We start from the raw sequence: 14,678 nt of genomic DNA, 5'->3' as shown, positions 1-14,678 counted from the left end.
ATTATAATATGGAAAAATATATAAGTCAATGCAATGCAGACTGATACATAAAAGGTCCGTGAGTCCTGGATGATATTCCCAAGGTTATTTTTTATTGATATAATATATCTAAAATGTAAAAAGTAGAATTCATGGATGAAATTTTTAGAATTTGATAGGGACTTTGGCAGATACATTTTGGCAATTAGGCGCTCTTATCCTGATAATTGTTAATTGAAATCAGTCTCGAGTCCATCCGGATTATCTTTCAAAGAATGCACCGACCCCGATTTGAAAGCCATGTGATAAAGTCCTCTAATTCGGAAATCATCCTTTCAATGGACTAAAAAACGACTTTATCACTTGCTTTTCTGAGCTTTTGTGTTCACCCTGGCCTTCGGGTAGGGTTTATCACAACGCTTTTAAAAGATACCAAGAAAAGTTGGTATAACTAAATCAAATAATGTCCGCGCTAAAAGAGGAAAACGGGGAGTTGTTCATTAGTCAGTTCTCCAGTTTCTTTCATTGTTCCATCCATAACACCGCCCCACCAAGCAGAATCAAACTAATTATCGCCATGATATCGAATTTGGAGACTTTAAACCGAAAAGCATCCAAATCCGCGCAATCCGTTTCATCAATCAATCTTTGAATCCGTTCAATCTCTTGAAATGATTGCAGAATTTGCGAGACAATAACATTTGCCATCCCTTCAATTTTACTCTTCAAGCTCCGGCGTTTTATCGTTCCGACCGGGTCGCGCCACCGGGCAACCGTGTCTCGGCCGCGCTTGATGGCATTGGGAAGTTCCGTCCGGATGCAGATCAAAATCCTCAAGTAGGCTCCCACCGGCACCCCGCACCTTTTTACCGGTGTAAGCAGCCTGTTTAACATCCCGACGATCCGTCCAAAAGGTGTGGTATACATATATATACTACCGATATGCCCCAGTAAAATCAAGCGTCCAAATTTTAAGGCAATCGCCGGAAAATTAATGTTCCGGGCGGAAAAGCCTCCCGGATCAAACAGAACGCCGCAAATAGAAAAGATTAATCCGAACAGATAGGGAACAATCAAGGCAACTGTTAAATAAAGCAGATTGCGAAGGAGAATCCGGAAAGAAAGGCTTGAAAGAACGGTTACCAGGAGGATATATAGCAAAATAACCGCAAAACTGAGCGGCATTTTACTCCATAAAAGGATTGCGGCTAATATTATGACCAAGCCTGCTTTGACTCCTGGGTCCATTGCGGTTAAGATCTGATTTTTTGGGGGCTTAATGTTTCCGATAGCAGACACACCTCTCTTTTTATGCCCACTCAAAGTTTATAACTCTTCTAAAAACCCTCTCTTTTTAAGCTCACCGATGACCAGTTCGCTGATACTGCCGGTGAAAAAACCGGTGATCACCGCTGCAATCGCCAGAACAGGAAGATAGTAAAGGATTAAGGGTTCCCGGAGCAGCCAGGAGGCAACTGCCATCTGCCCGGTGTTATGAATAATGGCGCCAGCAATGCTGAGCCCCTTGATGCTAAAAACATCCGGCAGCTTTTTGTAGAGAACCCACATCAAAACAGCGCTTAACAACCCGCCGGTCAGCCCGAATACCAACGCAAACAAACCTTTGCTCAAGAATGTGACTGCAATGGATCGCAATACCACAATAATTAAGGCGCTTTTCAGATCCAGAAAAACAATGGCGAGGGTGGTCAATATATTGGCCAGGCCCAGTTTCACTCCAGGGACTGGAACCGGTAGCGGCAGCAATGCTTCCAAAAAGGAAATGACAATCGCATTGCAGACTAAAATGATCAGAACAGCCTGCCGTTTGGTATTGTTCATCGGTTTCACCTCAATAAGAAATGCTATCGACTGGCCGGGCAGAGTCCCGGATCAGGATGACTGTTTTGGACGGCAGGCATACGGCCCGATCCCCCTGGGATGTGAGCCAGCCCTGTTTGACACAGAGTCTATCGGGGCAACCGGCATCTGAAAACCGGATTCTTCCTTTTTCAATCGATATTGTAATTTTCATTCCATTTTAAAAGCCATGTGATAAAGTCTCTTTCAAATGAATCTGTTTGCCAAAGGATTTGAAACGACTTTATCCCTTGAGAGATTGCATAATTTATAAAATAATCTTTTGTCCACAATATATCGATAGATATATCCGGGCTTTGCACTATATATTGTGACCACAGGGCTTGTTAAGGTAATTATGCAATTCTCTGACTTGCTTCTCTGAGCTTTTGTGTTCACCCCGACCTTCGGACGGGGTTTATCACAACGCTTTTAAATACCTGTTTTTAAAGTTATTTTCGGCTAGTTATCCGGAAATCCTTTCTTAAAAAATATTAGTTGTTTTTACTAAAAGGAAAAAAGCCTGAAATATAATTGGTTATAATTCCCGGCAAAGGTTTGGCCTCTGTTTTAACAAAGCCACTTCTTTTTCAGCATCAGTCACTGCTGAAATGACCTCCTTTTCATATCAAAATCACCAATTGGTTCCAGCCTGATTTTAACTCCGAAAATGACATGACTGTTCTAGATGCAGCAAAGATAACAAATCTTTTATTCCACTTTATTTCAATCGGGAGATTTTTGGGAAGGTTGTATGGATGATGTTGATAAAACAGAAGCAATGATTAAGCTTTATAATGTAATCGAAGAACCATTAGAAAAAGGATTTACTGAGGACGATATTCGTAAAATGGTTGAATCAGTACAGCGTTAATCTTGCTTTATAGAAAATAAAAGCGCCTTATACTATGACCGAGCTTATCTCTTTAAATTTTTAACCCTTTAAAGATGAGGTTCTAGGTCTTTTCAAAAGATTCTGCAAAATGAGGTTGATGATGGAAATAATCAGCGAAACGATTAGCGTCAGCCAAAATCCGGGAATCTTCAATCCTTCCAGCATCGAGTCCGTAAGCATGATCATCCAGGTATTCATGACGAACGTCAGCAATCCCATGGTGATTAAGTTGAACGGTAGCATCACGAGCAACAGGAGCGGCCGAATGAACAGATTCACAACTCCCAGGATCATCCCGGCCCAAAGCGCGGTCTGCAAATCAGCAAGGCGAATCGCCGGAAATAACCGGGCCGCTAAATAAATGCCGGTAAAATTGGCCAGAATCTTAATGAGAATACGAAGCATCCCTCTTCAACTTCCCTTTCCATATGTTTGATTTTAGAAGCCATGTGATAAAATCTCTTTCAAAACAATTCGACTGGCAAGAGGATTTCAAAACGACTTTATCCCTTGAGAGATTGCATAATTTATAAAATAATTTTTTGTCCACAATATATCTTGTGGCCACAGGGCTTGTTAAGGTAATTATGCAATTCTCTGACTTGCTTCTCTGAGCTTTTGTGTTCACCCTGGCCTTCGGACAGGGTTTATCACAACGCTTTTAGACAAAATCAACGTAAACGGAGACTTTCTCCCGCTTTTCCGGTTGAATCGACTCAATTTCGACCATTCGCAGGCGACCCACGCTCCGGATTTCGTCGAACAATGCCCGAAGCATCTCTAAAAGATCATAAGGAGAAACCTGCTTCAAAAAGGGCGACCCGCTTTGGAAACGTTCCGGCCATACTCGAATCCGGACGGGAGCAATGAATTCAACCAAAGCGGCCAAGTCCGCTAAAGCTTCGCACAATTGTGTGAACAAAAATAACGGAACCGGAACCGCGATCCAAAAACTACCTTTTCGCATCCGGATGATTAGAAAGTGGCTCCGATACGGTTTAATCCACATAGACTTCCACCTTAACGGGGCCTTTCTCCGGATCATTCACATCGATATCCACCAGTTTGCAATCGATCAACCCTTCTTCGATCATCCGCACCAACTCTTCCACATCAATCTGGGAAAGGTCAATCCCTTTTCGATTCAACTCTTCTTTCGCCTCCGGAGGGATGAATCCCATTCCGAAGTTGGCGAATTTCGAGACCGCCTTTAAAAGTTTCAACGGTACATTGACGTTGACCTTAGTATTTCCTTCCGCGCTAATCCGGACCCGGAAAAACCGGCCGTTTAAATTTGCTAGACCGCTCGTTTCCCCTGGTTCCGCTTCATCCAAGGCTTTTAACAGTTCCATCCCTTCCGTGGCGCTGATTTTTCCATCTTGTATCATTTGGAGAATTTTCAGTTTTTCTTCGCTCATCGCCATTTCAACCTCCTGATTTAAGTGTTGTGATAAACCGGTCCGAGATCGGAACGGGTATCACAAAAGCATCTTAGGTGGTTGATAAAGTCGATCATAAAGAGAGAATTTCAGGTTTGGAGACTTTATCACACCACTATTAGTCGCTGTCATTTCACTGTTTTTAATTGCCTGGCCGCCTCATCGGGAGTAATCTCTCCCCGCTCCAAAGCTGCCAAAATCTCCTGACGCCGTATTTTCTCGTCCGCCGCGGCGCTTTTATCAATTTGATAACCCAAGGACTCAATTACCCCATCCAACCGGTTGCGAACTGTCGGATAGGAGATCCGTAACTCCTTTTCTACATCTTTAATGTTGCCGCGACATTTTACAAAGACTTCGATGAATTCCTGCTGCTCCGGCGGTAACTGGCAGAATTTGCAGGAACTGAACCGCCCCTCCAATACGGTTTGGCACTGATCGCAACTCAGCTTGACGATATGCAAGCGTTTGCCGCATACCGGACAGATTCCCGGTGCTTGATAATTGATAATCATCAGCTCCTCTCCTTAAGATAGTATTAATATATCATGACTATTTTATTTAATCAATATCAAGTTTAACTTTATTAATATTAATATTAATTTTATTAATAATCCAATTGATGTCTGGCAAATGATTAATAATCCAATCGTTATTTTCTTTTCTTCCCCAGTGCTTAGAATGATATAACTTGTTGGTGGATTCCATATAAAAATACCGGGGTTATTTAAACCCGGTACCCATTTAGTACTTATTGAAATTCCAGCTGGTTCGATCGGTACGCTCCTTATATACCTTCCTTCACCGGCTGATTATTAATACTTCAAACCCTTATCGTCGTTGAATTCCCACCACATTTTCAACAAGCATAGAGTTAACATAACTAGTTAAAAGAAAGCACCGGCTAAAGCATAGCCGGATTGACCTGCCGCACCTGTCACGGGGTGAGTTAATCAGCAATACTGAGGTAGGTTAGTTCTTACCCTATTCTGCGAAAACACATACGCCTCGCGTAGCCATTAAAATACTTCTTCATTCAAATCAGCTTCACTTCACGACTGCGACTGCGAAGCCGCCCCAGGCGCGCTTGCCTTCAGTTTCCTGCCCAAGGGTACGTTGCTCGACGAGCGATAGTCCGCAAGATGCGAGCATCTCGGCGAGGCGCTCGCGCGACGGCGGCGTACTATCGATGCCGAATTTCAGCGGCTCACCGGCGGCGTTGGTCGTCGCTCTCGCGTAACGCCAGTAAAGCGACCGCGAGTCAAGCGGCTCGGTCGTGAAGTAGTCGAAAGCGACGGCACTGCCCTTGACGGTGCTCGCAATTTTAAGCAGGGTGGCCAGGACAGCTTCCCTGTCCAGGTACATTATCACACCCTCCCACAGGAAGAAGGTCGGTTTGCCAGGGTCGAAACCGGCGTCCACGAGCCGCGCGAGCCAGTCATCCTTCTCGAAGTCGGCGGCTACGAACGTGACCCCAGTCAAGTCAATCCCGGCCTTCGCTAGCATCTCGCGCTTGGTCGCCTGCGTCTTCGGCATATCGACCTCAAAAATTTTAACCCGCATGTCCTTGGGCAGTCTGAACGCGCGGGTATCGAAGCCTGCGCCGAGAATGACGAACTGGTCGATGTCGGCGTAGTGCCGGTCAACGGCGATATCAAAGAACGCTATGCGGGCGGAGGCCTCATACTGCGGAGGGACGTCCCCCTCGAAGGGGTATCTGAATGCTTTTGGCACATAGCCGGTCAAACGTTGGGCCAGCAGCATTGGCCCGGCCGCCAGACGCACGCCCAAAGGGGAGACACCCGACAGCGCCATCATCAGCCGATTCGCCGGCTCGTCTTCCCTAGTACCCAGATTGTGCTCGAACCAGCGCGCGGAAAGCGGCCCTTGCGCTGTCATCGACGCGCCCGACTTGCCCCCGGCGAGGAGGATTTTACCGACCCAGATCACGTAACCGAGCAGCGTGATGGGGAACAGCAGGATGTTGGTGATATAGAAGGCGGCAGCCGCGATGGGATTGCGCGCCACAACCGCCTTTTGATCATATTCGTTCATGGCCGACCTCCTATAAGGTATTCGTAATCACTCAATCTTTAAACAGCAGCGGTTCCTTTCTTGATTATGGCGAAGCCATCGCTGACTTTTTTGAAAAACATGTCCCCGTCCAATCCGACCAGGGAATACTGCTTCCAAATCAGGGCATAAATCATATCCGCGACCAGGTCGGAATCGATTTCCGGTTTTATGCGACCGCGTTCTTTATCACGCTCGATCATTTTTCGCAAACCTTCGAACGACGCGGCCCGGAGCTTGGTAATGAATTCGCTGTTGTCTATCTCCATCAGTATGCCTATCTGGCTGTATTTCGGATTTAAACGACCCCATTCAAAGGAAGCTCTGGTTGCTTGCATACAGTTTTCGAAAACATCGTCATCCGAGTCTATGGTTTCCACCTGGCAAATAACATCCCGTTTTTCTTTTAGAATTTCTTCGAACATATAACAAAAGATGTCCTCTTTACCGCTAAAATACTGATAGAAGCTTCCCCTGGGTATTTCCGCGGCTTTCACAATCTGGTTGATGGATGCCTCGCTGAACCGCCGGGTTGAAAATTCCTGTACGGCGGCGTCAAAAATTTTCCGTTTCTTATCATCACTTAAATTATGGAAAGTATCTTTCGGCACACCATCACCTCCTTTTAAAGACATAATAACACAACTCGCTTAACGTGACAACCATGTCATATGACAATATTGTCATATTTATCTTATACGAATTACCCAAATATATACTATCCGAAAACTCCGTTCGAAAGCTTCAGAAACGGCGGCTCGTCCGCCTTCCAAACGCAAATGAAACCTTGTTGCACATGGCCTTAAGGCAGGTAGGTTGAGGTGATGAACTCAGGACGTTGCAGTGGAGTCGGCACGAGTCCTACTGGCGCGTTCGGCGAAGCCTCGTAGCCGGAGTTTGGCGGTCCCCGCGAAGAAAACCGAGCCAATTTATGGTATTATTATGAATAGGCATTTGTCTCACGGGGGATAATCTCAATGAAAAAAGCTCGCGCCCATTTTCAGTCTCGGAGTACTGTTCACACTTGCTTCGCCCCTGCCCTGTCTTGCCGGGGAAGACCTGGTGTATAGCCTCAGTTCCTTTAGTCAGCTTCTTTAGCAAATCCACCAACCATATTGTTCTCCTCCGATCAAATCCCCTGATTTTGTGTGGACGCGGTAAGCTGCGCCAGTTTGATCGCCGTAGTTGAGTTCCTGACGGTTATACTTTGGTATGTCTTTGTGCCGGAAACCTTCGACCATCTTGTTCGTGAAAAGGTCTCCATAGGCGCAGACTAAAGATGACCTTACCATAATAGGCAACCTTTTCATATTCCGGCTTGATTTCGTCAACCTCGGCGCAAACATTCTCCGCAGTGGCGGGCTGTATCACAAAGATGGCATTGTGCTTTGCGCCGTTCGGTATATTCCACCATTCCGGTGCGTGATCAAGTGCATCTGAGAGTTCTTCAGCAGAGATAATCGCAACGGATATGCTTAATCCGAATTGTTCCGAGATCAGCGCCTCACATACCGCTTGAAGTGCCTCTTCGCTGTCATTGCTCGAAAAAATGACATTCCCACTGTTAATATACGTCTGCGCGTCGGTGAAACCAGCTTGTCGAAACGCCTCCTTCAACTGTCACATAATTATTTTATTATTGCCACTTACGTTGATTCCTCGCAGGAGAGCAATATAGTTTTTCATGCTACTTTGCCCTTTCTCTGATAGTGACTTTTATCGTGTCTCCGGGCTGCTTCCCGATCTTTGCCCTGATATCTTTACGAATGCCGATGATGTGGCAAGGTGTTCCCATTCGCACCACACTACCATTATAATGTTCTCCGTCAAAGGTGGCGTGTACGGGAACGCGCCCTTTGCCAAATTCCGCTTTCACGTCAAATGGGATTTCAATATATGCGCCATCAATATCGGGTACTTTTTTGATTTCCGCTTCAAATTCATAGATTTTTGGATTCATAATGCTTTTCCTTTCAAATTTGCTATGCTCATAATGCACCAATTGTTAATTATCCCTTTTTTCCTCCCAAAGTCGTGTACGTTCTTCAAAACTCACTTCCTTATACATTTGATGCAGCATCCATTGATAGCCAAAAGCGTCTCTGAATATGGCATTTGACACTCCATAATCGGGCAGTTCGGTTACAGGTTGGATTTCGATACAGCCCGCGCTGATCGCCTTTGAAAATGTTTCCCTGATGTCGGGAACAAGGATGTTAAACCAAATCGATTGGGGTTCATCCAGGATTGGCGCTTTTAAGCCGAATTTCGGGTTTTCATCCAACATATGAAAGCGTACTCCATATAGGGTAAAAATGACTTCATTTTCACCTCTAGGAAAATTTGTAACCTCAACACGTTGGAGATCAAATACCTTTTCGTATAATTCCAATGCTTTCAAGCTGTCTGTAATAACCATGTCAATTTCTACTCCGACCATTTTGAATACTCCACCTTTTATAGATTAACAATGTCCCGCTTTCCCCGTCGCCTTGAGTTGTCAATGAGTACCCGGTCAGGACTGTTAGGCTACTCTCACTGAACTTGACAGTGAAGCGTGGCTTTGTAGCAATATTATGCGTCTATTCATTTAAATATAGACCATGCCTATCCTTTGCAATCTTTTATTGTCACCAAAAAGGGGCTGTTGCAAAATGAACATACAAGTTCATTTCCAACAGCCCCTTTAACTTCATGTTTGGTGGACCTAAAGGGAATCGAACCCCTGACCAGAAAAAGTCTCAAGAGTGAAATATGAAGTAATCCCGCCGCGGCTACTCCTCCGTCTTCTCCAGCAGCAATCGCTGACCGGGACGGATCCGGGCGAGCAGCGGCAGATCCGCTTCGATGATCCGGCCGATCACGTTGACCCGCCGGTCGGCCGCCAGGTCGCGCAGGGTGATCTGCACCTCGCCGCGGTAGCGGCCGTAGTTGTCATTGTCCATGGTGAGGGTCCCCCGGGGCCGGGCCACGGTGTTTTGCGGCGGGACGCTCCCGGAGGTGCGGGTATTCATCAGCCGCAGCACGTCGCGGGCCCAGTCGGGCCGGAGCGGATACTCCCCCGGCGGCCAGACGGCGGACTCCACGCGCAGCCGGGCGATGCCCAGCTGATGCCATTGAACCAGCCGTTCGAGGAGGCCCGGGCCGGGATCGGGATCGCCGATGTAAACATCGTCCGCCCCGGCGGCCAGGAGCTCCAGCGCGGCCGGGAACGGCTCCCCCTCCCGGTGCTTCTCCAGCGTCGGCAATCCTTCAAAAAGCGGGCCGCGCTTCGCGCCGCCGCCCGGCACGTAGGCGCTGACCGGGATCCCGCGCCTGTGGAAAAGCTCGTTCTGGCTCCGGAAGAAGCCCTCATCCAGCCCGGTCTCGCGGCGCGGGTAAAAGTTGTGCCAGGCGATGAGCTGGCCGGCGGGCAGCCCCGCCGCCAGCAGCTCATCCAATTCCCGTTCCAGCAGGATGCTGGCGTTGAGGGCGATCTTGAATTGCCGCGCCAGCCCGATGATGTCCGACCGTTCGAAGAAATCGTCCAGCCGCAGCCCGGCCACGCCCAGCGCCGCCAGATCCCCGAAACCGTCGATCCCCAGATGGGCCGGGGTTCGGTAGGAGACGTCGGCGTAGACATCGATCCACAGCTCCCGGGCAAGTTGCAGCAGGTGCCGGGCGCGGCCCGCCAAGTCGCCCGATTCCTCCGGGATGTGCAGCGAGGTGAAGGCCCGCCGCACCCCCAGCGCCCCGGCCGCGGCCAGCCGCTGCTCGGCCAGGGGGTCATTCAGGTAAAAGGAGACGCCGATCAATCGAACTCACCCGCCAGCTCATCGTTGAACCCGAAAAAGTAGGTGAAGATGAACCCGGCGAGATAGGCCAGGAACAGTCCGGCCAGATACAGGAAGACCTGGCCGGCGCTGACCAGGAAGGACAGCGGCAGGCCGGAGATGCCGATGGCGATGGTCGAAACTTTGAAATAAGCCTGAAAGGCGGCGCCCACTCCAGCGCCCAGACAGGCCGTGAGGAATGGCCGGCCCAGCGGCAGGGTGACGCCGAAGATCAGCGGCTCGCCGATGCCCAGCATCCCCGAGGGCAGCGCGCCGCCGATGGCCCGTTTCAGCCGCGGCTTCCGGGTCTTGAAGTAGATGGCGAAGGCCGCGCCCACCTGTCCCGCGCCGCCCATCGCCAGGATCGGCAGCAGCGGGTCGTTGCCCAGCGAATTGATGAGTTCCAGATGGACCGGGGTCAGGCCCTGATGCAGCCCGGTCACGACCAGCGGCAGGAAGGTGGCGCCGAGGATGAAGCCCGCGGCCACGCCGCCCAGATGGAGGATTCCCACCAGTCCCTTGGTGATGCCGTCGGAGATCAGGCCGCCCAGGGGCATAAAGACGATATAGGTTACGATTCCGGTAATCAGTAGCGAGACCGTGGGCGTGACGATGATGTCCAGCGCCTGCGGCACGAAGCGGCGCACCCGTTTTTCGACCAGGGCGATGAAGATGGCCGCGAAAAGCACGCCGATCAGGCCGCCCCGTCCCGGCACCAGGTTCGCGCCGAACAGGCTGATCCCGGCGATCTGCGGATTGATGAGCAGGATCCCGGCCAGGCCGCCCAGGGCCGGCGAACCGCCGAACTCCTTGGCCGCGTTGATCCCGACCAGAATGCCGAGATAGGCGAAGAGCCCGCCGCCGATGGCCGAGAGGACCAGCGCCAGCTGGGAATCGGCCTTCAACCATCCGGCCTGGACGACGAATTTGGTGATGCCCATGATCAGGCCCGAACCGACCAGCGCCGGAATGAGCGGAATGAAGATGCTGGCGATCCGCCGCAAGAAGAGCTTGAAGGGCGTGGCGTTCTTCTGCTTCAGCTCCGTCCGTTTGAGGGCGGCCCGTTCCTCCAGGCTGATCTCGCCCGCTCCGGCCAGCAGCTTTCCGAACTCGTCCGCCACCTTATTCACCTTTCCGGGCCCCAGGATAATCTGCAGGGTCTCCTCCTCCACCAGGCCCATCACGCCGTCCAGCTTTTTCAGGCCCGCCCGGTCCACCCGGGACTCGTCGCGCGGCGTGACGCGCAGCCGGGTCATGCATTGGGCGTACGACTCGACATTGGCGGCCCCTCCCAATAGCTCCAAGATCTCTTGGGCAAGCACTCGATCTTCTCCAGCCATTTCAATCTGCTCCTCCTTCATAATATGGATAATGCCGGTGAACCCGGTAATTCCGCTTGATTTGGGACTATCGCTTTAAAAATTGAATGGCTTCGCGGGTTTTATCGATATAGCCGACGGTCTTCTCATACTGCGCCGTGGCCATGCTCAGAAACAGGATGTCGATCATGAACAGCTGGGCCAGGCGGGAGGATGTCGCGGCGCTGCGGAAGGGCGCTTCCGTCGAATAGGACGAGGTATAGAGCCGGATATCCGCCAACGCGGCCACGCTGGACTGGCCGTACCGGGTCAGGCTGATGGTCTTGACCCCGCTCTCCCTGGCCAGGGAGAGCGCTTTGATGACCTCCGGGGTCTCGCCGGAGTTGGAGATGCAAAAGAACAGATCGTCGGGCTTGGCGTTGACGATCAGCGACGCCACCAGATGGGCGTCGGTGAAGGCCGTGGCCCCCTTGTTGATCCGGAGCAGTTTCTGCTGGGCGTCCATGGCGATGATGTGGGAAGCGCCGATCCCGAAGAAATGAACGTTGTCGGCGCGCAGCATGGCGTCGACCGCCTGCCGCAGCGTCTCGTAGTTGATGATCTCCGCCGAATCGCGCAGGCTCTGAATGCTGTTGCTGGTGGTCTTCTGGACGATGGCCTCGAAGGACTCGCCGGGCTCGATGTCGCGGTAGCCCGGTTCGGCCGGTTTGGCCAGATCGGCCGCGATGCGGACCTTCAGATCCTGATAGCCCTGGAGCCCCAGGGATTTGCAGAGCCGGATCACTGCCGCGCCGCTGGTGCCGGCCCGGCTCCCCAGCTCGCTCACGGTTCCGTTGACCACATCCCTGGGATGTTCCAGGATATATTCGGCGATCTTGCGTTCCGAGGCCGGAAGCTGCGCCAACATGTTTTCGATCATTCTCATTCCGCCGCTGGCCATGCTCTTCCCCTACCCTTCGTTCGATCCGGCGCCGGCCGGCGCGATCGCTTCGCGCACCCGGCCGCCCGCCCGCCGCAAGCGTTCATCGGCTTCATCCGCCGCAACCCCGGCCTCCAGCATGACGATGGCCGTCTTGACCTGATTTCCGGCCGCCGCCAGCGCCTCCCGGGCCGCTTCGTCAGTCCGGCCCGTCACTTGGCGGATGATCCGGATGGCCCGCTCCCTGAGCTTATAGTTGCTGACATGGACGTCCACCATCAGGTTCTCATAGGCCTTGCCCAGCCGGATCATGGCCCCGGTGGAGAGCATGTTCAGGATCATCTTGTGGGCGGTGGCCGCCTTCAGCCGGGTCGATCCGGTCAGCACCTCCGGCCCCACGATCACTTCGATGGCGCAATCGGCCTCCCGGCTGATCAGGGCGTCCGCATTGCAGGAGAGCGCGACGGTCTTGGCCCCGATCCGGCGTGCGTATTGTAGCGCTCCGATGACATAGGGCGTCCGGCCGCTGGCGGCGATGCCGACCACCGTGTCCCGGGCGCCGAGCCCGATGGCTTTCAGATCCTCCTCGCCCCGCTCCGGCTGGTCCTCGGCGCCTTCGACCGCCTTGACGAAGGCATTGGCGCCGCCGGCCATCAGGCCGATCACTTGGCCGGGGTCGGTACTGAAGGTCGGCGGGCATTCCACCGCGTCCAGGACTCCCAGCCGGCCGCTGGTCCCGGCTCCAATATAAATGAGACGGCCGCCGTCCCGCAACGAGGCATAGGCGAATTCCAGCGCCGTTTCCACGGCGGGGAGGGCCTGCTGCACCGCCAGGGCCACTTTTTGGTCCTCTTCGTTCATGATCCGCAGAATATCGCGGGAACTGGCCGCGTCGATATGCCGGGAACGTTCATTGCGTGATTCGGTCGTCAAAGATGTCAGATAATGTTCCATTTCCTGTCCTATCTTTCGCTTATTATCAGTAAAGCTACCATCATTATGACTCTATTATAGGATGTTTAAAATAATAATTCAATATATTTTAATTATAATTAAAATATTATTTCAATCTTCCATCAATAAGGTACGGATCGCCAGGGCCAAGCCGTCGTCATCGTTGGTCGCGGTGACCGCGCCCGCCGCCGCCCGCACCGGCTCCGGCGCGTTGCCCATGGCGATCCCCAGTCCGGCCGCTCCCAGCATCCCCAGATCATTATAATTGTCGCCGATGGCCGCCACTTGCCCGACCGGAATCCCCAGCCGCCCGGCCAGCCGCAGCAGCGACGTGGCCTTGCTGATCCCGGCCGGCGCGATCTCCAGATTCCGAAAGTTCAGGCTGCTGCTGATCTCAAACTGGGCGCTTTGGGGCTCCAACTCCCGGGCGAAAGCCTCCAGCGAACCGCCGCCGCGCTCGAAGATGGCGACCTTGGCGATCTTCGGCCGCCGGGTCCGGACATACTCCGCCAGATCGCCCACCAGTTGCACGCTGCAACTGCGGCGGTAGGCCTCGCGCAGTCCGGGATCGGCGCCGGACTCCGCCAGGGCGGGAATGTTGTTCTCGACCCAGCGCGCGTTGGCCTGGTTCCGCTCTGGAATCAGCAGCGCGTCTCCCTCGTACAGCTGGATGTAAAGGTCGCGCGACCGGCATTGCTCCAGCAGCAACAGGATGGTGTCAGTCGCGAGCGCGGTCCGTTCGAGGACCCGGCCATCCGCTTCCAGGATGATGGCGCCATTGTAGGCGATGATCGGTTCCGTCAGGCCGACGGTGGCCGCGATCCAACGGGTCGACAAGGGCGAACGCCCGCTGCAGATGACCGCCTTCCCGCCGCGCCGCCGGAACTCCTGGATCGCCGCGATGTTGGCGGCGGAGATCTCGTTCCGGGTATTCAGCAAAGTCCCATCCAAATCCATGGCCAGTAATGAGTATTTCATTCTCTCCTCCTCAAAGATGTGATAAACCCGGCCGATAAGCCGGCGTTTTTGATGCGCTATATAAGCCATCTAACGAATGAAATTGCGTTCAATTTGCGAAGAATATTTTAAAGTGATCTTGCAAACTCATGCGTAATAAGGTTATACAGAGACGTTTTTAGAATCAAACTGATCCTTGCCGCGCTGATTGTCTAAAAACTGACCTCTCCCCCGATCCCCTCCCCGGCGAAGCTATTTCTGATGGTAGACTCGACGGGGAGGGGTGGATTGCCACAAATTATTGCCGATTTGGGGGTTTTCTCTCCGGCCAAATTTTCCGTAGTTGATTCGCGTAAAGACTTACTTTTTTGCATAAACATTGGCCCTGGTTTCAAGCGATTGACCCCTCCCCGTCGAATGAGCCCTCAAATTTACTGCGCCGGGGAGGGGAGCGGGGAGAGGTCATTTTTG

The 14,678-nt window shown here is 52.0% G+C and carries 15 protein-coding genes and 1 pseudogene; all 16 read right to left on the bottom strand.

Annotation, left to right across the window (positions count from 1 at the left end; translation table 11 throughout):
- Positions 1-501: 501 nt before the first annotated feature.
- The 16 genes and pseudogenes from EDC14_RS16210 to EDC14_RS16135 all read right to left on the bottom strand — a co-directional run bounded on the left by EDC14_RS16210 (position 502) and on the right by EDC14_RS16135 (position 14,228).
- A complete protein-coding gene (locus EDC14_RS16210; RefSeq protein ID WP_132015358.1) occupies positions 502-1,302 on the bottom strand; it encodes an energy-coupling factor transporter transmembrane component T family protein in 801 nt (266 codons plus the stop codon).
- A 3-nt stretch (positions 1,303-1,305) separates the two neighbouring features.
- Entirely contained in the window at positions 1,306-1,821 is a 516-nt protein-coding gene (locus EDC14_RS16205; protein WP_132015357.1) for a Gx transporter family protein, read from the bottom strand.
- A gap of 10 nt (positions 1,822-1,831) precedes the next feature.
- The gene (locus tag EDC14_RS27805; RefSeq protein WP_132015356.1) at positions 1,832-2,014 is read right to left on the bottom strand and encodes a NusG domain II-containing protein; all 183 of its coding nucleotides are present in this window, start codon (positions 2,012-2,014) and stop codon (positions 1,832-1,834) included.
- 759 nt (positions 2,015-2,773) lie between these two features.
- Positions 2,774-3,139 (bottom strand): phage holin family protein, encoded by a 366-nt coding sequence (locus EDC14_RS16195; protein WP_132015355.1) that lies wholly within the window; start codon positions 3,137-3,139, stop codon positions 2,774-2,776.
- Between the two features lie 593 nt (positions 3,140-3,732).
- Positions 3,733-4,152, bottom strand: coding sequence for an SHOCT-like domain-containing protein (locus tag EDC14_RS16190; RefSeq protein ID WP_132015354.1), 420 nt, complete (start codon positions 4,150-4,152; stop codon positions 3,733-3,735).
- Positions 4,153-4,301: 149 nt separating this feature from the next.
- Entirely contained in the window at positions 4,302-4,682 is a 381-nt protein-coding gene (locus EDC14_RS16185) for a DUF2089 domain-containing protein (RefSeq protein WP_165908078.1), read from the bottom strand.
- A 538-nt stretch (positions 4,683-5,220) separates the two neighbouring features.
- Positions 5,221-6,228: a class I SAM-dependent methyltransferase gene (locus EDC14_RS16180; RefSeq protein ID WP_243662960.1), complete on the bottom strand. Its 1,008-nt coding sequence runs from the start codon at positions 6,226-6,228 to the stop codon at positions 5,221-5,223.
- 38 nt (positions 6,229-6,266) lie between these two features.
- Positions 6,267-6,857: a TetR/AcrR family transcriptional regulator gene (locus EDC14_RS16175; RefSeq protein WP_132015352.1), complete on the bottom strand. Its 591-nt coding sequence runs from the start codon at positions 6,855-6,857 to the stop codon at positions 6,267-6,269.
- Between the two features lie 518 nt (positions 6,858-7,375).
- Positions 7,376-7,932 (bottom strand): annotated as a pseudogene (locus EDC14_RS16170) (DUF1697 domain-containing protein).
- A gap of 1 nt (position 7,933) precedes the next feature.
- Positions 7,934-8,206 carry a DUF1905 domain-containing protein gene (locus EDC14_RS16165; protein ID WP_132015351.1) on the bottom strand — a complete coding sequence of 91 codons (273 nt, stop codon included), beginning with the start codon at positions 8,204-8,206 and terminating at the stop codon, positions 7,934-7,936.
- Between the two features lie 45 nt (positions 8,207-8,251).
- Positions 8,252-8,686 (bottom strand): VOC family protein, encoded by a 435-nt coding sequence (locus tag EDC14_RS16160; RefSeq protein ID WP_132015350.1) that lies wholly within the window; start codon positions 8,684-8,686, stop codon positions 8,252-8,254.
- Between the two features lie 334 nt (positions 8,687-9,020).
- Positions 9,021-10,040, bottom strand: coding sequence for a MupG family TIM beta-alpha barrel fold protein (locus EDC14_RS16155; protein ID WP_132015349.1), 1,020 nt, complete (start codon positions 10,038-10,040; stop codon positions 9,021-9,023).
- Positions 10,037-11,398, bottom strand: a complete 1,362-nt coding sequence (locus tag EDC14_RS16150; RefSeq protein WP_132015348.1) for a PTS transporter subunit EIIC — start codon at positions 11,396-11,398, stop codon at positions 10,037-10,039. Before EDC14_RS16150 ends, EDC14_RS16155 begins: the two co-directional genes overlap by 4 nt.
- A gap of 67 nt (positions 11,399-11,465) precedes the next feature.
- Positions 11,466-12,317 (bottom strand): MurR/RpiR family transcriptional regulator, encoded by an 852-nt coding sequence (locus EDC14_RS16145; RefSeq protein ID WP_132015347.1) that lies wholly within the window; start codon positions 12,315-12,317, stop codon positions 11,466-11,468.
- Between the two features lie 9 nt (positions 12,318-12,326).
- Entirely contained in the window at positions 12,327-13,250 is a 924-nt protein-coding gene (gene murQ, locus EDC14_RS16140) for an N-acetylmuramic acid 6-phosphate etherase (RefSeq protein WP_132015346.1), read from the bottom strand.
- Positions 13,251-13,361: 111 nt separating this feature from the next.
- Positions 13,362-14,228, bottom strand: a complete 867-nt coding sequence (locus tag EDC14_RS16135; RefSeq protein WP_165908067.1) for a Cof-type HAD-IIB family hydrolase — start codon at positions 14,226-14,228, stop codon at positions 13,362-13,364.
- Positions 14,229-14,678 lie beyond the last annotated feature (450 nt).

The sequence above is a fragment of the Hydrogenispora ethanolica genome (genome assembly GCF_004340685.1).
Taxonomy (GTDB): Bacteria; Bacillota; UBA4882; order UBA8346; family UBA8346; genus Hydrogenispora; species Hydrogenispora ethanolica.
Note: the sequence above shows the minus strand (reverse complement) of the source record. Positions and strands in the feature narration are given on the sequence as shown.

Bases quoted from the DNA above. Each gene is read 5' to 3' on its own strand.
- EDC14_RS16205 (WP_132015357.1), bottom strand. From the start codon at position 1,821: ATGAACAATACCAAACGGCAGGCTGTTCTGATCATTTTAGTCTGCAAT.
- EDC14_RS27805 (WP_132015356.1), bottom strand. From the start codon at position 2,014: ATGAAAATTACAATATCGATTGAAAAAGGAAGAATCCGGTTTTCAGAT.
- EDC14_RS16195 (WP_132015355.1), bottom strand. From the start codon at position 3,139: ATGCTTCGTATTCTCATTAAGATTCTGGCCAATTTTACCGGCATTTAT.
- EDC14_RS16190 (WP_132015354.1), bottom strand. From the start codon at position 4,152: ATGAGCGAAGAAAAACTGAAAATTCTCCAAATGATACAAGATGGAAAA.
- EDC14_RS16180 (WP_243662960.1), bottom strand. From the start codon at position 6,228: ATGAACGAATATGATCAAAAGGCGGTTGTGGCGCGCAATCCCATCGCG.
- EDC14_RS16165 (WP_132015351.1), bottom strand. From the start codon at position 8,206: ATGAATCCAAAAATCTATGAATTTGAAGCGGAAATCAAAAAAGTACCC.
- EDC14_RS16160 (WP_132015350.1), bottom strand. From the start codon at position 8,686: ATGGTCGGAGTAGAAATTGACATGGTTATTACAGACAGCTTGAAAGCA.
- EDC14_RS16150 (WP_132015348.1), bottom strand. From the start codon at position 11,398: ATGGCTGGAGAAGATCGAGTGCTTGCCCAAGAGATCTTGGAGCTATTG.
- EDC14_RS16145 (WP_132015347.1), bottom strand. From the start codon at position 12,317: ATGGCCAGCGGCGGAATGAGAATGATCGAAAACATGTTGGCGCAGCTT.
- murQ (WP_132015346.1), bottom strand. From the start codon at position 13,250: ATGGAACATTATCTGACATCTTTGACGACCGAATCACGCAATGAACGT.
- EDC14_RS16135 (WP_165908067.1), bottom strand. From the start codon at position 14,228: ATGAAATACTCATTACTGGCCATGGATTTGGATGGGACTTTGCTGAAT.